Annotated in this window: 25 protein-coding genes; all 25 read left to right on the top strand. The window is 44.3% G+C overall.

Annotated features, from left to right (window positions below; all coding sequences use genetic code 11):
• Nucleotides 1-432 precede the first annotated feature (432 nt).
• The 25 genes from fapR (at nt 433) to topA (ending at nt 24,967) form a co-directional block, all read left to right on the top strand.
• Nucleotides 433-1,017, top strand: a complete 585-nt coding sequence (fapR, locus tag MKZ11_RS21755; protein ID WP_340796435.1) for a transcription factor FapR — start codon at nt 433-435, stop codon at nt 1,015-1,017.
• On the top strand, nt 1,014-2,006 hold the full coding sequence (gene plsX / locus MKZ11_RS21750) for a phosphate acyltransferase PlsX (protein WP_340796434.1): 993 nt from the start codon (nt 1,014-1,016) through the stop codon (nt 2,004-2,006). Before fapR ends, plsX begins: the two co-directional genes overlap by 4 nt.
• Nucleotides 2,003-2,947, top strand: a complete 945-nt coding sequence (fabD, locus tag MKZ11_RS21745) for an ACP S-malonyltransferase (RefSeq protein WP_340796433.1) — start codon at nt 2,003-2,005, stop codon at nt 2,945-2,947. The genes plsX and fabD overlap by 4 nt, the downstream gene beginning before the upstream one ends.
• Nucleotides 2,947-3,693: a 3-oxoacyl-[acyl-carrier-protein] reductase gene (gene fabG, locus MKZ11_RS21740; RefSeq protein ID WP_340796432.1), complete on the top strand. Its 747-nt coding sequence runs from the start codon at nt 2,947-2,949 to the stop codon at nt 3,691-3,693. Before fabD ends, fabG begins: the two co-directional genes overlap by 1 nt.
• Before the next feature lie 87 nt (nt 3,694-3,780).
• Nucleotides 3,781-4,125: a hypothetical protein gene (locus MKZ11_RS21735; RefSeq protein WP_340796431.1), complete on the top strand. Its 345-nt coding sequence runs from the start codon at nt 3,781-3,783 to the stop codon at nt 4,123-4,125.
• Between the two features lie 123 nt (nt 4,126-4,248).
• A complete protein-coding gene (locus MKZ11_RS21730; protein WP_340796430.1) occupies nt 4,249-4,485 on the top strand; it encodes an acyl carrier protein in 237 nt (78 codons plus the stop codon).
• A gap of 144 nt (nt 4,486-4,629) precedes the next feature.
• Complete coding sequence (gene rnc / locus MKZ11_RS21725) at nt 4,630-5,397, top strand: ribonuclease III (RefSeq protein WP_340797082.1); 768 nt, start codon at nt 4,630-4,632, stop codon at nt 5,395-5,397.
• Nucleotides 5,398-5,399: 2 nt separating this feature from the next.
• Nucleotides 5,400-8,957 carry a chromosome segregation protein SMC gene (smc, locus tag MKZ11_RS21720; protein WP_340796429.1) on the top strand — a complete coding sequence of 1,186 codons (3,558 nt, stop codon included), beginning with the start codon at nt 5,400-5,402 and terminating at the stop codon, nt 8,955-8,957.
• Nucleotides 8,958-8,971: 14 nt separating this feature from the next.
• On the top strand, nt 8,972-9,964 hold the full coding sequence (ftsY, locus tag MKZ11_RS21715) for a signal recognition particle-docking protein FtsY (protein WP_340796428.1): 993 nt from the start codon (nt 8,972-8,974) through the stop codon (nt 9,962-9,964).
• A gap of 194 nt (nt 9,965-10,158) precedes the next feature.
• Complete coding sequence (locus MKZ11_RS21710; protein ID WP_340796427.1) at nt 10,159-10,494, top strand: putative DNA-binding protein; 336 nt, start codon at nt 10,159-10,161, stop codon at nt 10,492-10,494.
• A gap of 12 nt (nt 10,495-10,506) precedes the next feature.
• Nucleotides 10,507-11,862, top strand: a complete 1,356-nt coding sequence (ffh, locus tag MKZ11_RS21705) for a signal recognition particle protein (RefSeq protein ID WP_340796426.1) — start codon at nt 10,507-10,509, stop codon at nt 11,860-11,862.
• 246 nt (nt 11,863-12,108) lie between these two features.
• Nucleotides 12,109-12,381 (top strand): 30S ribosomal protein S16, encoded by a 273-nt coding sequence (rpsP, locus tag MKZ11_RS21700; RefSeq protein WP_340796425.1) that lies wholly within the window; start codon nt 12,109-12,111, stop codon nt 12,379-12,381.
• 15 nt (nt 12,382-12,396) lie between these two features.
• On the top strand, nt 12,397-12,630 hold the full coding sequence (locus tag MKZ11_RS21695; protein ID WP_340796424.1) for a KH domain-containing protein: 234 nt from the start codon (nt 12,397-12,399) through the stop codon (nt 12,628-12,630).
• A gap of 240 nt (nt 12,631-12,870) precedes the next feature.
• Entirely contained in the window at nt 12,871-13,386 is a 516-nt protein-coding gene (rimM, locus tag MKZ11_RS21690; RefSeq protein WP_340796423.1) for a ribosome maturation factor RimM, read from the top strand.
• A complete protein-coding gene (gene trmD, locus MKZ11_RS21685; protein WP_340797081.1) occupies nt 13,386-14,123 on the top strand; it encodes a tRNA (guanosine(37)-N1)-methyltransferase TrmD in 738 nt (245 codons plus the stop codon). Before rimM ends, trmD begins: the two co-directional genes overlap by 1 nt.
• Before the next feature lie 133 nt (nt 14,124-14,256).
• The gene (gene rplS / locus MKZ11_RS21680; RefSeq protein WP_340796422.1) at nt 14,257-14,601 is read left to right on the top strand and encodes a 50S ribosomal protein L19; all 345 of its coding nucleotides are present in this window, start codon (nt 14,257-14,259) and stop codon (nt 14,599-14,601) included.
• 97 nt (nt 14,602-14,698) lie between these two features.
• The gene (lepB, locus tag MKZ11_RS21675) at nt 14,699-15,256 is read left to right on the top strand and encodes a signal peptidase I (protein ID WP_340796421.1); all 558 of its coding nucleotides are present in this window, start codon (nt 14,699-14,701) and stop codon (nt 15,254-15,256) included.
• 17 nt (nt 15,257-15,273) lie between these two features.
• Nucleotides 15,274-16,137, top strand: coding sequence for a ribosome biogenesis GTPase YlqF (ylqF, locus tag MKZ11_RS21670; protein ID WP_340796420.1), 864 nt, complete (start codon nt 15,274-15,276; stop codon nt 16,135-16,137).
• A 162-nt stretch (nt 16,138-16,299) separates the two neighbouring features.
• Nucleotides 16,300-17,091, top strand: coding sequence for a ribonuclease HII (locus MKZ11_RS21665; RefSeq protein WP_340796419.1), 792 nt, complete (start codon nt 16,300-16,302; stop codon nt 17,089-17,091).
• Nucleotides 17,088-19,082, top strand: a complete 1,995-nt coding sequence (locus MKZ11_RS21660; RefSeq protein ID WP_340796418.1) for a hypothetical protein — start codon at nt 17,088-17,090, stop codon at nt 19,080-19,082. Before MKZ11_RS21665 ends, MKZ11_RS21660 begins: the two co-directional genes overlap by 4 nt.
• Nucleotides 19,079-19,375, top strand: a complete 297-nt coding sequence (locus MKZ11_RS21655) for an EscU/YscU/HrcU family type III secretion system export apparatus switch protein (protein WP_340796417.1) — start codon at nt 19,079-19,081, stop codon at nt 19,373-19,375. The genes MKZ11_RS21660 and MKZ11_RS21655 overlap by 4 nt, the downstream gene beginning before the upstream one ends.
• A 117-nt stretch (nt 19,376-19,492) precedes the next feature.
• Nucleotides 19,493-20,653 (top strand): ADP-forming succinate--CoA ligase subunit beta, encoded by a 1,161-nt coding sequence (gene sucC / locus MKZ11_RS21650; RefSeq protein ID WP_340796416.1) that lies wholly within the window; start codon nt 19,493-19,495, stop codon nt 20,651-20,653.
• Nucleotides 20,654-20,671: 18 nt separating this feature from the next.
• Nucleotides 20,672-21,574 carry a succinate--CoA ligase subunit alpha gene (gene sucD / locus MKZ11_RS21645; RefSeq protein WP_340796415.1) on the top strand — a complete coding sequence of 301 codons (903 nt, stop codon included), beginning with the start codon at nt 20,672-20,674 and terminating at the stop codon, nt 21,572-21,574.
• Nucleotides 21,575-21,642: 68 nt separating this feature from the next.
• Nucleotides 21,643-22,530 (top strand): DNA-processing protein DprA, encoded by an 888-nt coding sequence (dprA, locus tag MKZ11_RS21640; RefSeq protein WP_340796414.1) that lies wholly within the window; start codon nt 21,643-21,645, stop codon nt 22,528-22,530.
• Nucleotides 22,531-22,894: 364 nt separating this feature from the next.
• Nucleotides 22,895-24,967 (top strand): type I DNA topoisomerase, encoded by a 2,073-nt coding sequence (gene topA, locus MKZ11_RS21635; RefSeq protein ID WP_340796413.1) that lies wholly within the window; start codon nt 22,895-22,897, stop codon nt 24,965-24,967.
• Nucleotides 24,968-25,155 lie beyond the last annotated feature (188 nt).

Here is a 25,155-nt window from a genome sequence, read left to right as displayed (position 1 = left end):
GGAAGGATGTAGGTCATAGTGCGGGGAGGGATAGAACTAGTATCCCTCCTAGTTGCCACAGGACGTGGCGAACTTAGGTTGCGTTCCTTAAAAACGGTCGTCTCCGCATTTCAGTGCTGTCTAGCTTCAGCGCCTAGCCCCTCGAGACGCTTCAGTCCACAGGGTAAAAGGCAAAGAGCGCCTTTTACCTGCGGTCTTCCAGCGCTTGTCGGGGCTAAACGACGCCTTCCGCATTTCAGTGCTGTCTAGCTCCAGCGCCTAGCCCCTCGAGACGCTTCAGTCTTGCTGATCAAGGCAAAGTACGCCTTGATCACAAGCCTTCCAGCGCTTTTCGGGGCTAAACAGGCGCTTCCGCATTTCTATGCTTGCATTCTTTTTTTTATTTTTATATACTGCTATTAGTACCAAGTGCTAATCCGGAAGGTGAAATGATTGAGAGTGCCTAAAAAGGAAAGGCAACGACTGCTTGGAATGTTGCTTGAAGAAAATCCGTTTCTGACAGATGAGGAATTGTCGGAACATTTTACTGTAAGTGTCCAAACGATACGGTTGGATAGGCTTGAGCGTGGAATTCCCGAACTGCGGGAACGGTTGAAAACGGTTGCTTCCCGAACGATGAAAGAGGAAGTGAAATCACTTCATTCTGACGAAGTCTTTGGGGATATTGTCGATATGGAACTCGATAAAAGAGCTCTGTCGATCTTCGATGTGACTGAAGACCATGTCTTTCAGCGTAACGGTATTGCCCGCGGGCATCATCTTTTTGCTCAAGCGAACTCGCTTGCCGTTGCTGTTATGAATGACGATCTTGCATTAACTGTAAAGTCGACCCTCGATTTTCTGAAACCGGTGAAAGCAGGGGACAGAGTGGTGGCGCGTGCCGAAGTGAAGAAAGAGAGTCTTGGAGAGAAGCGAACGTTAGTCGAGGTCAAATCGACGGTCAATGACGAGACTGTATTCCGAGGCGAGTTTCACATGTACCGGACGACTGATAGGAAGCAGGGGGAATTGAAATGATCATAGCTGTAGATGGAATGGGCGGAGATCATGCGCCTGGTGAAATTATTGCCGGCGCGCTTGAAAGCCTGGCTGAATTCAATGATATAAACATACATATTTATGGTGATGAACAGGCAATGGGGCCTTTTCTAAAGGAGCATAGCCGGTTAAAAGTTATTCACTGTACAGAAAAAATTGAACCTGATGATGAACCCGTTCGTGCTGTTCGCCGAAAAAAAGACGCTTCTATGGTGAAGATGGCCCAAGCGGTTAAAGAGGGAGAGGCTTCAGCTTGTGTATCGGCAGGTAACACCGGTGCACTTATGGCGGCTGGCTTGTTCATCGTAGGCCGTATTAACGGTATTGAACGACCTGCTCTGGCACCGACTCTTCCTACAATTGATGGAAAAGGTTTTGTCATGTTGGACATGGGAGCAAATGCGGATGCGAAACCTTCTCACCTTGAACAATATGCGATAATGGGTAGCATTTACGCTGAGAAGGTGCGAGGCCTCGAAAATCCGCGCGTCGGCTTATTAAATATTGGAACAGAAGAAGGAAAAGGGAACGAATTGACAAAAACTGCTTTTGACTTGCTTTCGAAAGCGCCAATCAATTTTATTGGTAATGTTGAATCACGCGATTTATTAACGGGAGTGGCGGACGTCGTCATTACAGACGGTTTCACGGGCAATATGGTACTTAAAACGATTGAAGGGACTGCATCGGCTTTCTTTTCAATGCTGAAGGAAGTATTTGGCGCATCATTGAAATCAAAACTGTCTGCTGCACTCGTGAAAGATGACTTGCGTGGATTGAAGAACAAAATGGATTACACGGAATATGGTGGGGCAGGGTTATTTGGATTGAATTCGCCCGTTATCAAAGCACATGGTTCTTCAAACGCAAATGCTATATTAAATGCCGTCCGGCAAGCCCGAACGATGGTTCAGTATGACGTTTGCGGAACAATCCGTGAAACGGTAGGAAAGGCGGAGACCCGATGACGAAGATTGCATTCATTTTCCCGGGACAAGGTTCCCAATCGGTTGGTATGGGAAAAGAATTCGCGGAAACGCATGAAAAAAGTAAGCAATTCTTAGAACAAGCAGATCGCGTACTTGAATTCCCGCTTAGTCAATTAATTCTAGAAGGACCTCAAGATGAGCTGACGCTAACCTACAATGCGCAGCCTGCACTTCTCACTATTGGAACAATGATTGCTTCGCGCTTGGATGACGAAGGTATTATACCTGACTTTACTGCGGGACATAGTCTTGGAGAGTACACAGCACTTGTTGCTTCCGGTGTTATGTCGTTTGAGGATGGTGTGTCTGTTGTTCATAAACGCGGCTTGTATATGAATGAAGCGGTGCCCGCGGGTGAAGGTGCGATGGCAGCGATTCTTGGGCTTGATGGACAAAAGCTGAAAGAAGTAACGGATACCATTACCGCAGAGGGTTTTGCTGTTCAACCGGCCAATTTGAATTGTCCGGGGCAAATCGTTATTTCAGGAACGAAAACAGGTGTCGAGAAAGCCTGTATCCTACTAAAAGAAGCAGGTGCGAAAAGAGCGATACCACTCGATGTAAGTGGGCCGTTCCACTCTTCACTTATGAAACCTGCTGCGGAGGAATTGCGTGCAGCACTTGATGAGGTGGAGATGGAGGATGCAACTATTCCTGTTGTTGCCAATGTGAATGCTTCAGTCGTCAACAATCGTGATGAAATAAAGGGCTTTCTTGTTGACCAACTTTATTCCCCAGTACTATGGGAAGATTCTGTACGCACATTGCTTGATCTTGGTGTCACGCATTTCATTGAATGTGGGCCAGGCAAAGTATTGAGTGGTCTTATTAAAAAGATTGACCGGAGTGCAACAGTATTCCCAGTCTATGATGAAGAGACATTACAAACTGTAATCGAAGCTTCGAAAGGGTGGTCGTAATGGTCAGATTTGAAGGGAAATCCGCAATCGTCACAGGGGCGTCACGCGGAATTGGCCGTGAAATCGCACTGCTTCTTGGTAAAGAAGGCGCTCGTGTTGCGGTGAACTATAGTGGAAGTAAAGATAAAGCAGATGAAGTTGTTAAGCAGATTAAGGAATCTGGCGGTGAAGCATTCGCTATTCAGGCAGACGTTTCCGATGCTGACAGCGTTAAAAATATGGTAGATAAAACAGTAGAGGCTTTTGAGCGAGTTGATATCCTTGTCAACAATGCGGGAATTACGAGAGATAATTTGCTTATGCGTATGAAAGAAGACGAGTGGGACGATGTGATTAACATCAACTTAAAAGGTGTCTTCCTTTGTACAAAAGGTGTTACACGACAAATGATGAGACAACGTGAAGGCAGAATCGTCAACGTTGCATCCATTGTCGGAGTTTCAGGAAATCCTGGACAAGCAAACTATGTCGCAGCGAAAGCGGGTGTCATTGGTTTTACAAAGACTGCTGCAAAAGAACTTGCTTCGCGGAATATTAACGTCAATGCAGTTGCGCCAGGTTTCATTACGACGGATATGACGGATGCGCTTAGCGAAGAAGTGAAGGGGCAGATGTTGGCTGTAATCCCGCTTGGTAAGCTCGGGAGTCCTGAAGATGTAGCGCGTACTGTTTTATTCCTTTTATCGGAAGACGCAGCTTATATTACAGGCCAAACGATTCATGTTGACGGCGGTATGGTAATGTAATAGAGGTGTTAAAGGACTTTTCTTTAGTGTCCAGCTTCAGCGGCCAGATGCTCGGGTCATAAGTCAGCCCGACTAGGAAGGATTGAATTGCATCCTTCCCGAGCTAAGAACGCCGCTTCGCCGGTCCGTCTTATGCCTGTCGCATCTAGCAGGCCGCTTCCACTTTTCTTGGGTGTCCAGTTCCAGGCGTCAGATGCGGCAGACATAAGCCGGCTCGCCCATGCGGCAAAGTACGCTGCAAGGACAATCCGTCTTATGTCTGCCGCATCTAAACGACGCCTTCCATATTTCTTTGTTGTCCAGTTCCGGCGCCTAGAGGCTTGGGTCATAAGTCAGTCCAACTATGCAGCAAAAAACGCTGCTTCGCTGTCCCGTCTTATGCCTGTCGCCTCTGACCAGGCGCTTCCACTTTTCTTGGTTGTCCAGTTCTAGGCGTCAGATGCTCGGTCATAAGCCGGCTCGCCCATGCGGCAAAGTACGCCGCAAGGACAATCCGTCTTATGTCTGCCGCATCTAAACGACGCCTTCCACATTTCTTGAGAGGAGGTGACAAATTTGTCAACAGTACTTGAACGTGTAACTAAAGTAATTGTCGACCGCCTCGGCGTCGATGAAAGTGAAGTTAAAATGGAAGCTTCTTTCCGTGATGATCTCGGCGCAGATTCATTGGACGTCGTTGAACTTGTAATGGAATTAGAAGATGAATTCGAAATGGAAATTTCCGATGATGATGCTGAAAAGATTGCAACTGTCGGTGACGCAGTTTCTCATATCGAAACGAAAGTGAACTAATGGATAATCCGGTGAGACTCTTTCATCCTTTCTACTTGAAAGGATTGGAAGCGTCTCTTTTCGGTTTTATACGAAACTCTTTTGCACTGTGGCGTTGAAAAGAGTAAAATTATATGTATTATGTACCGAAAGGCAGAATCGATGATGACTCATACAAACAATTACAAAGGTAAAAGTACAAACGCTTCGTTACCGATAACGGTTCGAAACAAATTCGATGAATTACAAATGGAGTTGAATATTCATTTCAAAAATACTTCACTGCTGTACAACGCGTTCACACATTCATCTTATGTGAATGAGCATCGGAGAAAAAACTTCACGGATAATGAGAGACTGGAGTTTTTAGGTGATGCAGTCCTTGAACTGGGTGTGTCTCGTTTCCTTTATTCAACTGAGCCTGATATGAGTGAGGGGGAACTTACGAAACTGAGGGCAGCGATTGTCTGCGAACCGTCCCTTGTAAAGTTTTCTAACGAACTTGGGTTAGGTCGATTCATTCTTCTTGGGAAAGGCGAGGAACAGACAGGTGGCCGAATGCGCCCCGCATTGCTCGCAGATGTATTTGAGGCGTTCATAGGCGCATTGTACATAGACCAAGGGATGGAAGCGGTTATACCTTTCCTTGAAAAAGTGGTTTTCCCTAAAATCAGTGTCGGTGCTTTTTCGCATGTGATGGATTATAAAAGCCGACTGCAGGAAATTGTCCAACAGACGAACAGTGGTCAACTGCAGTACGAAATCGTTGAAGAAAAAGGCCCTGCCCATGCGAAAAATTTTGTAACTGTCGTTAGGCTTGGTGATGAACAACTTGGAAAAGGTCTCGGGAAATCAAAAAAAGAGGCCGAGCAGGAAGCAGCCCGCCATGCAATTCAAGATTTGAAGAGTCGGCAGGCTGAAGGAGAGATTTAATCGTGTTTCTGAAAAAACTTGAAATTATGGGATTCAAATCGTTCGCTGAACGGATTGCGATTGAGTTTGTCCCTGGTGTTACAGCGGTAGTTGGACCCAATGGAAGCGGAAAAAGTAATATTACAGATGCGATCCGGTGGGTTCTTGGCGAACAGTCGGTGAAATCGCTCCGCGGTTCTAAAATGGAAGATGTCATTTTTGCAGGAAGTGATTCACGGAAATCGCTTAACTTTGCAGAAGTGACACTTATTCTTGATAATAGTAAAGGTCTTTTTCCGCTTGATTACACTGAAATTAGTGTAAGTCGGCGCGTTTTCCGTTCTGGAGAAAGTGCATATCTACTAAACGGCCAACAATGCAGGCTAAAAGATATTAATGATGTTTTCATGGACTCTGGACTGGGGAAAGAAGCTTTTTCTATTATTTCACAAGGTCGTGTAGATGAAATTCTAAATAGTCGTCCTGAAGACAGAAGAAGTATTTTCGATGAAGCGGCCGGAGTTTTGAAATATAGGACAAGAAAAAAGAAGGCGGAGCATAAATTATTTGAAACGGAAGATAACCTTGACCGTGTACTTGATATTTTAAAAGAGCTCGATTCAAGAATTGAACCGTTACGGAAAAGTGCGGAAGCGGCAAAAAAACATAAAGTACTTTCGGAAGAGACGCGTGAGGCGGATGTATCATTGCTGACTTTCGATGCAGGGAATCTTCGCACTGAAATTCTGAAAAAATCGGAAGAAGCCGAAAAGTATCAGGAAAAGAAGGAACTGCTTGAAGTTGAATCGAAACAAGCAGAAGAAGCGTCCGGGTTAATGAAAAAAGAACTTGTAAAAATGGACGAACAACTGGATACGGTACAGAAAAAGCTTGTAGTAACAAGTGCGGAGACGGAGAAGTGGGAAGGAAGACGTCTTTTATCACTTGAAAAACGTCGCAACGCGGACCAACAAATTGAAAGGACCCGAGTTGAACTTGCCGCTACTGAAAATGAGAAGATAACACTCACAGAAAAACTTGGATTGGCCCGTGAAAAGCTAAAACTGTCGGAGGCGGAATTTAAAAAGACGAGCGTTGAGATGGATGGTATTTCTCAAATTCTGAAACGATCTGTTAAAGAGACGGAAAAAGAAATTGATGAGTTGAAAACGTCTTATATTGATCGGTTGAACGAAGAAGCGACAATTCGCAATGACTTGAAGCACGCTGAGGAGCGTCTCGCAGGTGAAAGAACGTCATCTGAAAAAATCATAGTCCAGACTACAATCCTAAAAGAACGTTTTGAAAAACTAACACAAGAAAAATCCGAGAAAGCAAATGCCTTGTCTGTGCTGAAACAAAAAAGAACAGAAGCTGATTCTGCCTATCGTGAAGTGACAAAAGCACTGCGGAAGACTGAAGACGAACTCAGCTTACAACAGGAGCTTGTACAAAAAGCACTTAATAAGCAGCATGAGATGCACGGAAGGGTTCGTGCGCTTGAAAGTATGGAGGCTGATTTTTCAGGTTTTTATTCGGGTGTAAAAGAGATTCTCGTTGCGAAAAAGACCGGAAAATTAGCAGGTATTGATGGTGCAGTTGCAGAACTGATTTCTGTCGAAAAAGACTATATTAAAGCAGTAGAAACAGCGCTTGGCGGTGCGATGCAACATATCGTGACGTCCACTGAGCCGGAAGCAAGGAAAGCAATTGCTTACTTAAAAGCTAAGAATGCTGGACGAGCTACTTTTCTTCCAAGAGATGTAATGAAATCTAGAAAGATTCAACAGGCTTCATTACGCTCTGTTGAACAGCACCCCGAATATATCGGAACTGCCGATCGTCTTGTACAGGCTGACGCTGCGTATACAATTATTACTGAGAACTTACTAGGAAATACAATTGTAGCAAAAACACTGGTAGGTGCATCTGCAATTGCGGGAACACTTGGTTATCGTTACCGAGTCGTGACGCTTGATGGGGATGTTGTAAATGCCGGAGGTTCACTTACGGGCGGTGGTGTTAAAGGGCAGGCATCTGTCTTCACAAGAAAAGCGGAACTGGAAACATTACAATTACAACTATCCCGAATGGCCGAGTCGATTGAAACCGCTACAAAGAAAATCGGCGATACGAAAATGGATGTTTCAAAACAACTGGTTGAATCGGATCAGTTTCGTAAAAAGACAGACAGCTTGCAAATAGAAATTGCAACAGCGGAATCAGGCATCCGGGAAATAGATATTACCATCAAATCAGTTGAAGCGGAAATCGCATCGACGGAGATGGGAAGACGTGGAGCTGAGAATAACGGATCGGAACTGTTAGAAAAAAAAGCCGCTTTACAACAAAACCATGCACGCGTGAAGAGTGAACTGGAAGCAATTCGATCAAAAGTTGAAACACTTGAACGTCTTGCTTCCGACCGCAGGAACGAAGAAGCTACATTGACAAGTCGGTTCAATGAGCTTCGGGAGCGAGTGGCTGTTTTGCGTGAACAGAAAGCGCACCAGCAAACATTCATTGATGAAATGGCATATGCGTTTTCCCAAGCGGAAGCTAAATTAGCTTCATTGCGCGATGAAATGCAGTACTTCACCGGAACTGAAAGTGGTAGTGAATTAAATACTGAACAAATTGCGGCGGAAATTGAAAAGGCTTCTGCTGAGAAGGATTCGCTTGAAAAAGCGATTATGGCAGACAGGGAGACCCGGACAGTACTTGCTAATCGGCTTGAGGAGAAAAATACGTTGCTCCAAAAGCTTAGAGGAAGTGCCGGAGAAACGATTTCTGCATTAAATGCACTTTCCGTAGCATTATCACGTTTAGAAGTGCAGTATGAGTCAATCACGCAACAGCTGCTGACTGAATATGGATTATACCCGGATGGAATCATTGCTGATGATTTTGATGAATTACGGACAAGAGAAAAAGTTGAATCCTTAAAACGTCAGTTATCAGCTATAGGACCCGTTAATCCGGGGGCGATTGCGGAGTTTGAAGAAGTGTCCGAGCGGCATCTTTTCTTAGATGAGCAGCGCAATGATTTATTAGAAGCGAAAACCACACTTCATGAAGCGATGACAGAAATGGACGTGGAAATGACAACGCGATTTTTGACAACGTTTAATGCTGTCCAGAACCGCTTCCGGCATGTCTTCAAGGAAATGTTTGGCGGAGGGGATGCAGATTTAATCCTAACTCAACCTGATAATTTACTTGAAACGGGTGTTGAAATTGTTGCGCGTCCTCCAGGGAAAAAACTGCAGAACTTAAGTCTTCTATCAGGTGGCGAACGTGCGCTGACAGCGATTTCGTTATTGTTCTCAATCATCGAAGTGCGTCCTGTGCCGTTTTGTATTCTCGATGAGGTTGAAGCTGCTCTCGACGAAGCGAATGTAATACGCTACAGTAAATACTTGAAAAAGTTTTCCGAGAAGACTCAATTTATAGTAATTACACATCGTAAGGGAACGATGGAAGGAGCCGATGTGCTCTATGGAATCACGATGCAGGAATCAGGTGTCTCCAGAGTCATTTCGGTCAAACTTTCCGAAGTACCAGAAGAAGCAATCATGTAAAGGAGAGGCTATCATTGTCTTTTTTTAAGAAGCTTAAAGAAAAAATTACCGGTACGAACGAAGCGGTAACAGAAAAGTTTAAAGATGGATTATCAAAAACCCGTAATCAGTTTACATCCAAAGTGAATGATCTAGTTGCGCGTTTCAGGGTGATCGACGAAGAATTCTTCGAGGAATTGGAAGAGTTGCTGTTACAGGCAGATGTCGGATACGAAACCGTGATGGAACTTATCGATTTACTGAAGGTTGAAGTGCAGCGGAAAAATATTAAAGATACTGCAGGCATCCAATCGGTTATCTCCGAAAAACTTGTTGAGATCTACCAAGCGGGAGAAGAAATCGACAATAACCTAAATATTCAAGAGGATGAACTAACTGTCGTCTTGATGGTAGGTGTGAATGGCGTAGGGAAAACGACGACAATAGGGAAATTGGCAGCTCGCCTCATGGCGGAAGGAAAAACGGTCATGCTTGCAGCGGGCGATACTTTCCGTGCGGGAGCCATCGATCAGCTTGTCGTCTGGGGTGAACGTGCCGGAGTTGAAGTGATTCGTCAGTCGGAAGGATCCGATCCTGCCGCTGTCATGTATGATGCAATCCGGGCCGCAAAAAACCGTAAAGTGGACGTCCTTATCTGCGATACTGCAGGTAGACTTCAAAACAAGGTGAATTTGATGAATGAACTTCAAAAAGTGCATCGTGTAATTAGTAAAGAAGTGGAAGGCGCACCACATGAAGTGCTTTTGGCGCTTGATGCAACGACGGGCCAAAACGCCCTCATCCAAGCACAGACATTCCAAGAAGCGACAAATGTTACAGGAATCGTCTTGACGAAGCTTGATGGCACGGCAAAGGGTGGTATTGTACTCGCTATCAGAAAAAAATTGAACATACCTGTTAAATTTGTCGGACTTGGTGAAGGTGTGGATGATTTGCAACAATTCGATCCAGAAAAGTATGTATACGGTCTTTTTGCGGATGGATTAGAACAGGAAACGGATGTCTAGGTTTTGACACCCAAGATCTCAAGGTCATAAGCAGGTCGACTATGCGGCAAAGATCGCAGTACATTTTATGCTACGTTCATTTATAGGAAAGCGTTTATGCTTTTTGATGCGAGTCAGACAAGTAAAACGGCTTGACAGTACAACGTCGTCATACTATGATGACTTAGGAAGAACACAGCGGGGAGGCAAAGCGCATGACGCTTGCAAAAACGACACGCATCAACTTCCTCTTCGATTTTTATCAGTCACTTTTGACTGATAAACAGAGACTTTATATGCAACTTTACTATTTAGAAGATCTTTCGCTCGGTGAAATTGCCGGGGAATACGGCGTATCGCGTCAGGCTGTCTATGACAATGTTCGCCGGACGGAAGCAATGCTCGAAGACTATGAAGAGAAGTTGAATTTATTTTCGGAATTCCAGAAACGAGCGGAAATTGTAGATTATCTTGAACAGCTCATAACCGATTCAGATGAAAAGTCGGAAACAATTAGAGAATTGTTAAGTGGATTAAGAAATCATGAGTAGGAGGCTCTGTGCATGGCATTTGAAGGTTTAGCCCAGCGCCTGCAAGGGACGCTACAGAAAATTAAGGGCAAAGGAAAAATCGACGAAGCTGATGTCAAGGAAATGATGCGCGAAGTACGTTTTGCGCTGATTGAGGCTGACGTCAACTTAAAAGTTGTGAAAGAGTTTGTCAAAACAGTAAGCGAACGTGCTGTAGGTCAGGACGTCATGAAAAGCCTTACGCCGGGCCAGCAGGTTGTCAAAATCGTTAAAGATGAACTGACGAATCTGATGGGCGGCGAACAAAATCCCATTCAGTTTGCAAGGAAGTCTCCGACCGTCATAATGATGGTCGGCCTACAAGGTGCAGGGAAAACGACGACTACGGGGAAACTGGCAAGTGTGCTTCGGAAGCGGCACAATAAAAAGCCGCTTCTTGTTGCGGCAGACGTTTACAGACCTGCTGCGATTCAGCAATTGGAAACACTAGGCAAGCAGTTGACAATGCCTGTATTTGCACTTGGAACAGACATTTCACCAGTTGAAATTGTCCGTCAGGCACTTGCAGAGGCAGAGAAAGAACATCACGACGTCGTTATCATTGATACTGCCGGAAGATTGCATGTCGACGAAGAACTGATGCAGGAACTGAAAGATATTCGAGACCTCAGTAAGCCGGACGAAGTGTTCCTGGTTGTTGATGCAATGACAGGGCAGGATGCGGTGAATGTCGCAAAAAGTTTCGATGATACTGTAGGTATAACAGGCGTTGTCCTGACGAAACTTGACGGTGATACACGAGGCGGAGCCGCACTTTCAATCCGTGCTGTTACAGCCAAACCAATTAAATTTGTCGGGATGGGCGAGAAAATGGACGCACTTGAACCATTCCATCCGGAGCGTATGGCATCCCGGATTCTTGGTATGGGTGATGTTATGTCTCTTATTGAAAAAGCGCAAGAGAACGTCGATGAAGAGAAGTCGAAAGAACTTGAACAAAAGTTCCGGACGCAATCATTTACACTCGACGATTTCCTTGACCAGCTTCAGCAAGTCAAAAAGATGGGACCGCTCGACGAACTCTTGAAAATGATGCCGGGTGCCAATAAAATCAAAGGGCTCGATAATGCAAAAGTTGACGAGGGCCAGATGGGTCGCGTTGAAGCGGTTATACAATCGATGACAAAGTCGGAGCGCAATACACCTGAAATCATCAATTCAAACCGCCGCAAGCGGATTGCTAAAGGCTCAGGAACGACCATCCAAGACGTCAATCGGTTGTTAAAGCAATTCGAAGACATGAAAAAGATGGTTAAACAAATGACCGGCATGCAGCAAAAAGGTAAAAAGAAGATGAAAATGCCCGGATTGGATTCGTTTTTTAAATGAAAAGTGCAAAGCGTTCTTTATAAATGAATGCATCTTAATTGCTTCATTTCCTGGGGCAACTGCCTGTGTAGATTACGGTATGCACGAGATTAGATGTGCGTCTCAGTTGAGAATTTAATCATTTATGTACTGAAAATCCGGTTTTTTAGAAAGAATTTTAAGGTGTTAAGAAAAAACACTTTACAAACAACAGAAAGCTTGATAATATACTATCTTGTGTGAAACTATTCGGAGGTGCAAGTAAAAATGTCAGTAAAAATTCGTCTTAAACGTATGGGAGCAAAGAAAACTCCTTTCTATCGTATTGTAGTAGCAGATTCACGTTCACCACGTGATGGTCGTCAAATCGAAACGGTTGGTACTTACAACCCACTTACAAAACCAGCTGAAGTAAAAATTAACGAAGAGCTAGCTCTTCAATGGCTTCAAAATGGTGCTAAACCATCTGATACTGTCCGTAACCTGTTTTCCGACAAAGGCATCATGGAAAAATACCATAACGCTAAACTCGGTAAGTAATCAGGAGGGGTGTACATGAAGCAGCTGATTGAGACAATCGTTAAACCGTTAGTCGATTATCCAGAGGATGTCCGGGTTGCAATGGATGAGCACGATAATCGTGTCATCTATAAACTATCCGTAAATCCCGAAGATATGGGAAAAGTTATCGGAAAGCAGGGACGTGTTGCGAAAGCGATACGAACCATTGTTTATTCAGCAGCAGGCAGTCACCACGGCAAGAAGGTTTATATCGATATTATAGATTGATGCAAAAAAAGGAGGGAGCCTATGTTCCTTCCTTTTTTGTCTATTTAAGTTGAACACATGAATGCCTATATTAATTGAGCGTAGGCGCCTCAAAGGGGTAGCCGTAGCCATAAGACTGGTAGAGAAGCTGCTTGGCTTATGGTGGGAGGTATCCCCGAGCGCCGTAGCGGATTTAATGGAATTCTTTATTTCGGCATATATAAGTTATTCTTATTTAAAATAATGGAAGGTGTGATTTTTATGCAATGGTTCAACGTTGGTACAATTGTTAATACGCACGGTATTCGTGGAGAAGTACGTGTTATTTCACGTACTCATTTCCCGGAAGAACGTTATACGGTGGGCAACAAGCTTGCTTTGTTTATGCCGGATAGTAAGACGCCGATCTACTTGACTGTGGCAAGTCATCGTCAGCATAAGAACTTTGATTTGCTGACGTTTGAAAATCATCCGAATCTTAATGATGTTGAAAAGTATCGGAACGGTATTTTCATGATACCGGAAAACCAACTTGGTGATCTGGATGAAAACGAATTTTACTATCACGAAATTGTTGATTGTACAGTGTTCACGACCGAAGGGATCGAACTGGGTAAAGTAACAGAGATTCTTGAAACTGGTGCAAATGACGTGTGGACAGTAACGCCGGAAAAGGGCAAGCCGCATTACATTCCTTATATCGAAGACATCGTGAAAGAAGTCGATATAGCTAGCAAAAAAATCATTATCGATCCAATGGAAGGACTTCTTTCATGATGAAAATCGATGTCCTTTCGTTATTTCCTGAAATGTTCGAAGGTGTCCTCCATTCCTCGATCATGAAAAAAGCGCAGGCGAATGGTGCAGTCACATTTGGAGTAACTGATTTCCGTGAATACTCTACAAACAAGCACCATAAAGTTGACGATTATCCTTACGGCGGCGGGGCGGGTATGGTCCTTAAACCAGAACCGCTCTTTGCGGCAGTTGAAGCGATATCGGAGGGGGTTGAAAAACCGCCGCGTGTCATTTTGATGTGCCCTCAGGGAGAACGATTTACACAAAAGAAAGCCGAAGAACTTTCTGCTGAAGACCATGTAGTATTCATATGCGGTCATTACGAGGGGTACGATGAGCGTATACGTCAATATCTTGTTACGGACGAGTTATCCATCGGTGACTTCGTTCTGACAGGTGGAGAGATTGCTGCAATGGCTGTGATTGACAGTGTCGTCCGGCTATTGCCAAATGTCTTGGGCAATGTTGATTCACCTGTTCTCGATTCATTTTCGACGGGTTTGCTCGAGTATCCTCAATATACACGGCCATCAAATTTTAACGGGATGGAAGTACCGGATGTACTTTTGTCCGGGAACCATGCGGAAATTGATAAATGGCGTGAAGAACAGTCGCTACTCCGGACATTTGAGCGGAGAAAGGACTTGCTTCAAGACGCGCCACTTACCGATCATCAACGCAAATTGCTGCACCAACTAAATCAAAGAAAAAAATAGTCAGATGACCTTGCGTCGACTTGCACTTTGTGGTACTATCTACTATGTACTTCTATGTTAAGTACATACTTACTGGTGTTCCGCTGCAAAGGCAAGAAGTGTAAGAACATCTGTGGATAGGGAGAGGTTAATTATGCAACATATCATTTCAGAAATCACAAAAGATCAGCTTCGTTCTGATCATCCAGCGTTTCGTGCAGGAGATACAGTTCGTTTGCACGTTAAAATTGTAGAGGGAACGCGCGAGCGTATTCAGCTATTTGAAGGAATTGTTATTAAACGTCGTGGAGGCGGAATCAGTGAAACTTTCACAGTCCGTAAAATCTCTAACGGTGTAGGTGTTGAGCGTACATTCCCTGTACACACACCGAAAATTACTCTACTTGAAGTGACACGCCGTGGTAAAGTACGCCGTGCGAAGTTGTACTACCTTCGCAGCCTGCGCGGAAAAGCTGCACGTATCAAAGAACTTCGATAAAAAATGCAGGAGGCCAACAAACGGCCTCCTTTCTTTTTGCCTCAAATATGAATAGACTGTACAATAAGGACAGAAATATGCGGGAGGCGCTTTGCACATGAATGAAGGAAAAAAGAAAAATGAAACGTGGGAATGGGTAAAGGCGCTTTTAATCGCGTTCGGACTAGCAGCAATTATTCGGGTATTTCTTTTTACACCAATTGTTGTAGATGGAGTATCAATGATGCCGACACTTGAAAATGGGGATCGAATGATTGTCAACAAAATTGGTTATACAATCGGAGAACCAAAACGGTTTGATGTTGTTGTCTTCCATGCACCCGAAGAGAAAGATTACATAAAAAGAGTAATCGGATTACCTGGCGACGAAGTGGAGTATCGTGATGACATTTTATATGTTAATGGCGAGCCGTTCGAAGAACCTTATCTTGACCAATACAAATCGGAAATTGTGGATAGTCCGCTTACTGAAGATTTCAACCTTGAGGAGAAGATTGGGAGCAAGACTGTCCCAGCAGATCATGTATTTGTTATGGGGGACAACAGAAGAAAAAGTAAAGACTCCAGACATATTGGAGCCGTTGCAATCGATGAAATCATCGGCAGCACAAAAGTAGTTTTCTGGCCAATTAAAGATTTTGGATTTATTGACTGACGGGAGGAAATTACAACATGACAATTCAATGGTTTCCCGGACATATGGCGAAAGCGCGCCGAGAAGTAACTGAAAAACTGAAGCTTGTTGACATCGTTTTTGAATTAATCGATGCGAGGCTTCCACTGTCCTCTAGAAATCCGATGATTGACGAAGTCATTCATCAAAAACCAAGACTTCTTATCCTCAATAAGATGGATCTTGCGGATGAAACGGAAACAGCACGCTGGATCCGCTATTTTGAAGCGAGAGGAATTCGTGCAGTAGCCATCAATTCATTTGAAGGAAGAGGGCTTCAAACTGTTATAAAGGCAGCAAAAGAGATTTTGGAACCGAAGTTGGCGAGAATGCGTTCGCGAGGTATTCGGCCAGGCGCGATGCGTGCGATGATTGTAGGGATACCGAACGTTGGAAAATCAACACTTATCAACAGACTTGCAAAGAAAAATATTGCTAAAACGGGTAATACACCGGGCGTTACAAAAGCTCAGCAATGGATTAAATACGAAAAAGAGCTCGAACTTCTCGATACACCAGGTATTCTATGGCCTAAATTTGAAGATAAAGAAGTTGGCTTCAAGCTTGCGCTGACAGGAGCCATTAAAGATACAATCGTCAACATGGAAGACTTGGCAGTGTACGGTCTCCGTTTCTTGGAAGCGAATTATCCGGCTCGGCTTACAGACCGATACGGGCTGACAACCATCGGTGATGAAATACGTCCAATTTTTGATCAAATTGGTGCACTCCGCAAAGTGTACGCTACAGGCGGAGAAGTCGATTATGATAAAGTGGCAGAGCTGATTGTCAGGGATATCCGAAATGAATACCTAGGAAAACTGACATTCGATTTCACAGCACAGCAAGCACAAAACGAGTAGGCCGATGCCGGCACGGAATTCTTTCCGCGGCAATCGGCTTTTTTTTTTTTATGGGTCAGTGTCTTGGCCCTGGGCGCCTTGTGCTTTTCCTTTGTGTCTCAAAAAGTATCGATAGTGGCCGATATAATAGAAAAGAACAGATAAATTGGCAGTTAGCGGAAGGTGATCAATTTGAAAACGATAAAAGAAATCACGGAGCTGTTGAAAACGGTTGACGAACCCGAGTACTGGATGGAAGAACTTGTGCAAGATACAAGGTTGGGCGTGAAAAATGCACTTGCCCGCTGGCAACGCCAGTACGATAAACGAAAAGGCGTAGAGCGGAATCATATGATGAAAATAACGTTTGACGCGTCGTTTGAACCGTTTGAAAGCGCTCTGGTTGCTGGAGTCGATGAGGCAGGAAGGGGGCCTTTAGCGGGCCCTGTGGTCACTGCGGCGGTCATTCTGCCGAGAGAAACACCGGAGCTTGTCGGATTAGATGATTCGAAGACCATTTCAAAAGTGGAAAGAGAGCGGCTTGCAGCACTGATAAAAAGCGTAGCAATCGCTTATTCGGCACACATTCAGCCAGCGGATGTTATAGATAAAATGAATATCTATGCGGCAACAAGAGATTCAATGGAGACAGCGGTGAAGGGGCTTACAGTCAAACCTGATTTCGTCTTAGCGGATGCTATGGTACTCAACACGGATTGTCCCGCAGAATCCATTATAAAAGGCGATGCAAAGAGCTTGGCAATTGCCGCAGCTTCTATCATCGCAAAGACGACGCGAGACGCTATCATGGATGAATTACATGGTGATTTTCCACTTTATAATTTCGCGAAAAACGCGGGGTATGGAACTGTCGAGCATATGCAGGCGCTTGAAAAATACGGTCCGTGCGAACATCACCGTTCAACTTTCGAACCTGTTAAGTCGCTATTGAAAGAAAGGAGAGGGGACCTATGAGTGTTCCTCCTGCGCTAGTATCAGCAGGCCAGTTGACGGCAGGCGCTGTCCAGAACAGACCGCTTGTCTTGAATGAAGGCCAACTGTTTCACGGGCAGATTAAGCAACTTTTCCCGGGACAAATGGCTGAAGTCCAGATTGGCGGCCAAAAGATGATTGCCAAACTAGAAGTGCCCATGAAAGCTGGTGACTCCTATTATTTTCAAGTCAATGCAGTGAAGCCGGAATTGCAGTTGAAAATCATTTCAGGACCGCTTCAAACTGCAGAAGGGCAGGCACGTCAGCTGGGCGGACTTATGGACGCAATGCAATTGCCGAAGACGCAAGAAATGCAATCGCTGCTTGCGTTCGTCATGAAAAATAGGATTCCGATGACAAGGGAGGGCCTGCTGGAGGCCGAATCGTTATTGAAAGGCGTATCACCAGCAGCGTGGAATGAAGCTCTCGCATCGCTTCAGAAAATAATTGAATTGAAATTACCTCTAAATGAAAATATCTTCCGGTCATTTATGGGAGTCGAAACGAAAGAAGGGCTGCATAGCGTTTTAAATTCATTGCGAAATGTGCTGGCTTTTGATAATACGGTTGCCCCGCAGGTCAAGGAAGCCATTCTATCTGCATTGGAGAAGATGGCCAAGCCCTTTGCGCAGGCAACAGGTGGTGCACTTTTAGGCCAATCCATCTTGACATTGCTCGATCGTGCGGAGCCTGCTGAAAACCGTTTTGCTACCCTGCAACTATTGAAAAATGCTGGTGTTTTACCCGATCGGACATCCCTCGCAAACCTGCCGCAAGTGCTAGCTTCATTGCCGTCAAGCGTAAGTGGCAATGCATTACCGACATCACAGCCTGTTCAAACAGGATCACAGGATATTCCCGCTAAAAACATGAACAGGCAGTCTGCTGTTGCACCTCAAGCCACTTCGGTGTCATCGCCAATTGTGTCGCAACTGTTGGCGACGCTCAAACAAATTGGTGATACTCCGACAGCCCAGCAGAAAGTTCCGTTGGAAAGTTTAAAAGCATTGATTTCAGTAGAAACAGGGATGAATACGCAACAAAAGACGCTGCTTACAACAATTATTGACCGTGCAGTAAATACTCAGCCGATAGTTGAATCGCCAACGAAATTCCTTCAGGAGTTCAGTCAGGCATTTACACGGATAACTGCAGAAAATACAATTTCTGCACCCTTCCAGACAACTTCCTCAGCGGATGGTCCCAAAGAACAATTACTTACTTTGCTTGGTCAGCAAGGGACTGATAAGTTGGCGGCCTTCCTGCAGACAGCAGAGCGATCCGACAACCTGTCCATCCAAAAGGCGGTGCAAACGGCAGAAGGTGCAGTGGCTGCAATGATTGACGGAAAAGCTGTAAAAGACGCTTTGCAAACGGTCATTCGTTCATTCGGACTTAACTATGAAGCGGGTTTACTTGGTAAAGAACCGGATTTCGGACGTCTTGCGGAAACCTTAAAACCGCAATTACTCGCCCTTATGCATGATCCATCAGTCTCTGCGGCTCTTCGGGACGCGGCTGAGACGGTCGTCACGAGGATGAACGGACCGCTGTTACAGTCGGGGGAAAATGGCGTGCAACATCAGTTGGTCATGCAAGTGCCGCTAGAGTTTTTTGGCAAGCGTATCGATACGACGTTAGAGTGGAATGGACGAATGAAAGAAGATGGGAAAATTGATCCCGACTTTGCTCGGATTCTTTTTTACCTCGAACTAGAATCGATTGAGAAAACAGTTATTGATATGCAAGTCCAGAACAGGGTTGTAACGGTTACTGTCTTTAATGCAGATGATACGCTTAAGTCGATTGGAGGAGGAGGCATTCTCCAGGAAAAGCTGAAAGAAGGGCTTAAGTCTGCCGGGTACAAATTGTCGGGTGTATTTTTCAAAAATTTTAACGAAGAAGAGAAAACGCTGCTGAAAAAGAACAGTTCCATGAAAGTCGATGGGCAAGGAGTTGACTTCCGTATATGACAGAAGAGCATCATACCCGAAAAGAGGCGGTCGCCCTTTCGTATGAACCGTTTGCGAACGGGGCTCCGAAAGTAGTCGCTAAAGGAAAAGGGAAAATTGCCGAAAATATATTGGAAAAAGCGAAAGTGAATAATATCCCCATTCAGGAAGATCCCAGCCTAGTTGAAATTTTAGGACAATTAAATGTAAATGAATCGATACCTGAAGAATTATACAAAGCAGTATCTGAAGTGTTCGCTTATATTTATCAGATGGATCGTGAACATGCAAAAAAAGGGAAATCTAAAATTTGACATAGATTCGACAAATGTCTACATTCGGCATTCAATTGTGGACATTGTTTGACAAGTTTACTACAATGGATAAGGCAGTAAATTAAAAGAGTTAGAAGTTCGAATGGAGGATGTAAGATGAATATCCATGAATATCAAGGTAAACAGTTGCTAAGAGAATATGGTGTAGCTGTTTCTAACGGTCTTGTTGCTTTCTCTCCTGAGGAAGCGGTAAAAGCTGCAAAGGAACTAGGTACAGACATTATCGTAGTTAAAGCACAAATCCACGCGGGTGGACGCGGGAAAGCGGGCGGCGTTAAGATTGCAAAAAATCTTGATGAAGTTCGTGCTTACGCAAAAGAATTGATTGGTAAGACACTTGTGACTCACCAAACAGGTCCTGAAGGCAAAGAAATTAAACGTCTTCTTATCGAAGAAGGATCTGACATCAAGAAAGAGTACTATCTTGGACTTGTCCTCGACAGCGCAACAGACCGTGTAACGCTTATGGGATCTGAAGAAGGCGGAATGGACATCGAGGAAGTTGCAGAAGCAACACCAGAAAAGATTTTCAAAGAAGTCATCGACCCAGTTGTTGGTTTGACTGGATTCCAAGCACGCCGCATGGCATATAACATGAACATCCCTACACATCTTGTAAACAAAGCTGCGAAATTCATGCTTGGACTTTACCAGGTATTCGTAGAAAAAGACGCATCCATTGTTGAAATTAACCCGCTAGTTGTAACAGCTGGTGACGATGTACTTGCTCTTGATGCGAAATTTAACTTTGACGACAGTGCACTATACCGTCACAAAGACATCTTAGAACTTCGTGACTATGATGAAGAGGATCCAAAAGAAATCGAAGCTTCGAAGTATGACCTTAGCTATATTTCCCTTGACGGAAGTATCGGCTGTATGGTTAACGGCGCAGGTCTTGCGATGGCTACAATGGATACAATCAACTACTACGGCGGATCACCTGCCAACTTCCTTGACGTTGGCGGCAGTGCGACAGCTGAAAAAGTTACTGAAGCATTTAAAATCATCCTTTCTGATAAAAACGTCAAAGGGATTTTCGTCAATATTTTCGGCGGAATTATGAAATGTGACGTTATTGCTGAAGGTGTTATTGTTGCATCAAAAGAAGTGGGTCTTCAAGTACCGCTTGTCGTTCGTCTAGAAGGTACAAATGTCGACAAAGGTAAAGCGCTATTGAATGAATCAGGCTTGAACATCATCGCTGCTGATACTATGGCAGACGGTGCGAAAAAGATTGTAGAACTCGTAGGCTAAGAAAGGCAGGGACAATCGATGAGTATTTTCATTAACAAAGATACAAAAGTTATCGTACAAGGAATTACAGGTGCTACAGCACTTTTTCATACAGAACAAATGCTTGAGTATGGAACGAAAATCGTCGGCGGAGTAACGCCTGGTAAAGGCGGAACAGAAGCGGCGGGTGTTCCTGTTTTCAACACAGTTGAAGACGCAGTTAAAGCAACTGGGGCAAACGTTTCAGTTATTTATGTTCCAGCTCCATTTGCAGCAGATGCGATTATGGAAGCAGTAGAAGCAGATCTTGACATGACAATCTGTATTACAGAACATATCCCGGTACTTGATATGGTCAAAGTGAAGCGCTACATGGAAGGCAAGAAAACACGTCTTGTGGGACCAAACTGCCCTGGCGTTATCACGGCAGACGAATGTAAAATCGGCATCATGCCTGGCTACATTCATACAAAAGGCCACGTCGGAGTTGTTTCACGTTCTGGTACACTGACATATGAAGCTACTCACCAATTAAGCCAAGCGGGCATCGGTCAAACGACTGCTGTCGGTATCGGTGGAGACCCGGTGAACGGCACGAATTTCATCGACGTACTTAAAGAATTCAACGAAGATCCTGAGACATACGCTGTTGTGATGATCGGTGAAATCGGAGGAACTGCTGAAGAAGAGGCAGCTGCTTGGATTAAAGCGAACATGACGAAGCCTGTTGTCGGCTTTATCGGTGGACAAACAGCTCCTGAAGGAAAACGCATGGGCCACGCTGGTGCAATCATTTCCGGCGGTAAAGGGACAGCTGCAGAGAAAATCAAAGCGTTAAATGCAGCGGGTGTTGAAGTTGCGGATACGCCTTCTGTAATTGGTGAAACGTTAATTAAAGTAATTAAAGAAAAAGGTCTGTACGAAAAGTGTAAAACACATTAATATGAGAGATGCAGCGTGCTAGTTTATGCGCTGCATCTTTTTTTAAAATGTATTCAGGGAGGAATTTGATGGAATTGACAGATGCTGAAAGGCGATTGCTGGCGCTCCACTATATGTTTCCGGTGCCTTTGAACAGATTAAAAAGACTTTACGAGACAGACCCCGCTCTCGAAAAGTTGTACATGTACAAAGCAATTGAACTTGCTCAAATTTTAAAAATCTCACTTACAAAAGCAAGTCAATTAAAAGAAAAATTGCTCCGAAACGCCGATACCCCCTATGAAAAGTTATATGAACGGCATGCAATTACCCCAATCCCATTCTCAAATCCCTTATATCCCGACCAGTTGCAACTACTTATCGATCCCCCAGCAGTTTTGTACGTAAAAGGTGATTTCGCATTACTTGCCGAAAAGTTCAAAGTAGCAATCATTGGATCCCGTAAAGCAACAGTGTATTCAAAAGAAGCGCTCCAGCTAATCGTGCCACCGCTTGTGGAAAATAAGGCTGTTATCGTATCTGGACTAGCCAGGGGTGCTGACACGATGGCGCACGAAGCGGCTCTCGAATTTGGCGGCAAGACAATTGCAGTACTGGGGCATGGATTATTCCACCTTTATCCAAAAGAAAACCATGCGCTTGCAGAGAAATTAGCCCTAAATCATCTTCTTGTTACGGAGTATCCACCGTATGTAAGCCCTGAACGTTGGACTTTTCCGATGCGTAATCGTATCATAAGCGGGTTATCAAGCGCAGTCGTTGTCACTGAAGCCGCAGATAAAAGCGGGACAATGAGTACGGTTGAACACGCACTCGATCACGGGAAAGATATCTATGCGGTTCCCGGCTCCATCACATCACTTTTGTCGGCTGGTCCGAATAAGTTGCTGGATGAAGGTGCAAAACCAGTTTGGAACGGGTTCCAAATCGTTGGATCTCTCGTTATCGACGGTTAAATAAAATCCTTTTCTATTGAAAAGGTTGCAATAAAATGAAATGTGGTATACATTTTGCAACAGATATTCTTTTGAGTAAACGTTCAAAAAGAAAGGCGAAAAAGCCGAGGAGTACTAAGAAGCTTTGCCTCCGAGCACCGTAGCGTATTTTTAATACATGAGGAGCATAGGGACAAGTTGACAAGAACGCAGCTTAAGCTCGCCGCGTCCTATGGTAACAACCGTAGGATCCAAATCGAGTATGGCTTCCGACAGCTATTTATGAACTTCTGCTATAGGCGAGATGTCCTGTGCAGGTCCGGACTTTTTGAATTACCTCTTTTGATGAATAAATACGGAACCTCTCTAAGGAGGCAAACACTTAATGGCAGACTACCTAGTAATTGTTGAATCACCTGCGAAAGCAAAAACAATTGAACGCTATCTCGGAAAAAAATATAAAGTGCGTGCATCTCTCGGACATTTGCGTGATCTTCCGCGCAGTCAGATGGGTGTAGACACCGAAAATAATTTTGAACCGAAATACATTACAATTCGCGGCAAAGGCCCGATTCTTCAAGAATTGAAAAAAGAAGCAAAAAAAGCTAAAAAAATCTTTCTCGCAGCTGACCCCGACAGAGAAGGGGAAGCGATTGCATGGCATTTGGCAAACCAGCTCGGTGTAGATATCGAATCAGATTGCCGAGTCGTCTTCAATGAAATTACTAAAGAAGCGATTAAAGAATCATTTAAGAATCCGCGGCCAATTGATATGGATCGTGTCGATGCGCAACAGGCTCGACGTATATTAGATCGTCTTGTTGGTTATAACATTAGTCCGATTCTCTGGAAAAAAGTGAAAAAGGGTTTATCCGCCGGCAGGGTCCAATCTGTAGCACTTCGGATGATTATCGACAGGGAGAATGAAATCAATGCATTTATCCCTGAAGAATACTGGAGTATTTCGGGCCAATTTGAAAAAGACGATACTGTATTTGAAGCGGAGTTCTTTGGCGATGCCAAGAAAAAAGTGAAGCTTACAGACAAAAAACAGGTCGATGCAATTCTAAGTCAATTAGACGGAGATAAATTCGATATTGCAAATGTTGTTAAAAAAGAACGCAAACGAAATCCGGCACTCCCGTTTACAACTTCGTCATTGCAACAAGAAGCGGCGAGGAAGCTGAACTTCCGCGCGAAAAAAACAATGATGCTTGCACAGCAGCTTTATGAGGGAATTAACTTGGGCAAAGAAGGACAAGTCGGTCTGATTACTTACATGAGAACTGACTCAACCAGAATTGCTGATAGCGCAAAAGAAGAAGCGAGATCATTCATTGAAACAATGTATGGCAAAGAATTTGTCGCGACATCTAAGCCGGCATCTAAAAGTACTGCGAAAACGCAGGACGCACACGAAGCAGTGCGCCCGACATCCATCATGCGACCGCCGGCTGCTATGAAAACAGTATTGTCAAGGGATCAACTGCGCCTTTATAAGCTCATATGGGAACGGCTCGTCGCCAGTCAAATGGCGCCAGCTATACTTGACACGGTCGCAGTCGATCTTGTGAACGGCGATGTCCGTTTCAGAGCGAACGGTTCGCAAGTGAAATTCCAAGGATTTATGAAAGTGTACGTTGAAGGCAATGACGATAAAGAAGAAGAGAAAGACCGTATCCTTCCGGCACTTGAAGAAGGGGAGCAAGTGAAGTTTAGTGAAATTGATCCTAAACAGCACTTTACTCAACCACCGCCAAGGTATTCAGAAGCGAGGTTGGTTAAAACGCTTGAGGAGCAGGGCATAGGTCGTCCCTCTACGTACGCGCCGACACTCGATACAATTCAAAAACGCGGATATGTGACACTCGATGCAAAAAGATTCATCCCAACAGAGCTAGGGGGTATTGTCCATCAAGCAGTAGACCAATACTTCCCGAATATTATCGATCTTGAATTTACGGCTCAAATGGAAAAAGAACTCGATGATGTTGAGCATGGCCAGACTAAATGGGTGGAAGTTATCGATAACTTCTATGGCGATTTTGAAAAGCATGTGCAAGTAGCGGATGCTGAAATGGAAAAAATCGAAATCAAGGATGAACCTGCAGGTGAAGACTGTGAAAAATGCGGTTCTGCTATGGTTTATAAATTGGGTCGTTACGGCAAGTTCATGGCTTGTTCCAATTTTCCGGAATGTCGTAATACGAAAGCTATTATTAAGCCAATCGGCGTTACTTGTCCAACTTGTAAAGAAGGACAGGTCGTCGAACGGAAAAGTAAAACGAAGCGTATTTTCTATGGCTGTGACAGGTACCCGGAATGTGAATACGTTTCATGGGATAAACCCATTGCGAGACCGTGTCCAAAATGTGAAAGTACGTTAGTTGAAAAGAAACTGAAAAAAGGTGTACAAATCCAATGTACAGAATGCGATTATAAAGAAGATACACAGTAACAAAGAAAAGCGGAAGCGCCTGTTTAGCCCCGAAAAGCGCTGGAAGGCTTGTGATAAAGGCGTACTTTACCTTTATCAGCAAGACTGAAGCGACTCGAGAGGCTAGGCGCTGGAGTCTGGACAATGGGAAAAGCGTAGGGCGTCGATTGAAAATGAACACAGCCTAAGTTCGCCACATCGTGTGGCAA

This window comes from Sporosarcina sp. FSL K6-1508, from assembly GCF_038007465.1.
In the GTDB taxonomy this organism is placed as follows: Bacteria; Bacillota; Bacilli; order Bacillales_A; family Planococcaceae; genus Sporosarcina; species Sporosarcina psychrophila_B.
The sequence above is the reverse complement of the archived record's forward strand: the minus strand, read 5'-3'. Positions and strand labels throughout refer to the sequence as shown.

Excerpts from the sequence above, each read along its gene's own strand:
- plsX (WP_340796434.1), top strand. The coding sequence starts at position 1,014 with ATGATCATAGCTGTAGATGGAATGGGCGGAGATCATGCGCCTGGTGAA.
- fabD (WP_340796433.1), top strand. The coding sequence starts at position 2,003 with ATGACGAAGATTGCATTCATTTTCCCGGGACAAGGTTCCCAATCGGTT.
- fabG (WP_340796432.1), top strand. The coding sequence starts at position 2,947 with ATGGTCAGATTTGAAGGGAAATCCGCAATCGTCACAGGGGCGTCACGC.
- rnc (WP_340797082.1), top strand. The coding sequence starts at position 4,630 with ATGACTCATACAAACAATTACAAAGGTAAAAGTACAAACGCTTCGTTA.
- MKZ11_RS21710 (WP_340796427.1), top strand. The coding sequence starts at position 10,159 with ATGACGCTTGCAAAAACGACACGCATCAACTTCCTCTTCGATTTTTAT.
- ffh (WP_340796426.1), top strand. The coding sequence starts at position 10,507 with ATGGCATTTGAAGGTTTAGCCCAGCGCCTGCAAGGGACGCTACAGAAA.
- rpsP (WP_340796425.1), top strand. The coding sequence starts at position 12,109 with ATGTCAGTAAAAATTCGTCTTAAACGTATGGGAGCAAAGAAAACTCCT.
- MKZ11_RS21695 (WP_340796424.1), top strand. The coding sequence starts at position 12,397 with ATGAAGCAGCTGATTGAGACAATCGTTAAACCGTTAGTCGATTATCCA.
- rimM (WP_340796423.1), top strand. The coding sequence starts at position 12,871 with ATGCAATGGTTCAACGTTGGTACAATTGTTAATACGCACGGTATTCGT.
- trmD (WP_340797081.1), top strand. The coding sequence starts at position 13,386 with ATGAAAATCGATGTCCTTTCGTTATTTCCTGAAATGTTCGAAGGTGTC.
- rplS (WP_340796422.1), top strand. The coding sequence starts at position 14,257 with ATGCAACATATCATTTCAGAAATCACAAAAGATCAGCTTCGTTCTGAT.
- lepB (WP_340796421.1), top strand. The coding sequence starts at position 14,699 with ATGAATGAAGGAAAAAAGAAAAATGAAACGTGGGAATGGGTAAAGGCG.
- ylqF (WP_340796420.1), top strand. The coding sequence starts at position 15,274 with ATGACAATTCAATGGTTTCCCGGACATATGGCGAAAGCGCGCCGAGAA.
- MKZ11_RS21660 (WP_340796418.1), top strand. The coding sequence starts at position 17,088 with ATGAGTGTTCCTCCTGCGCTAGTATCAGCAGGCCAGTTGACGGCAGGC.
- MKZ11_RS21655 (WP_340796417.1), top strand. The coding sequence starts at position 19,079 with ATGACAGAAGAGCATCATACCCGAAAAGAGGCGGTCGCCCTTTCGTAT.
- sucC (WP_340796416.1), top strand. The coding sequence starts at position 19,493 with ATGAATATCCATGAATATCAAGGTAAACAGTTGCTAAGAGAATATGGT.
- sucD (WP_340796415.1), top strand. The coding sequence starts at position 20,672 with ATGAGTATTTTCATTAACAAAGATACAAAAGTTATCGTACAAGGAATT.
- dprA (WP_340796414.1), top strand. The coding sequence starts at position 21,643 with ATGGAATTGACAGATGCTGAAAGGCGATTGCTGGCGCTCCACTATATG.
- topA (WP_340796413.1), top strand. The coding sequence starts at position 22,895 with ATGGCAGACTACCTAGTAATTGTTGAATCACCTGCGAAAGCAAAAACA.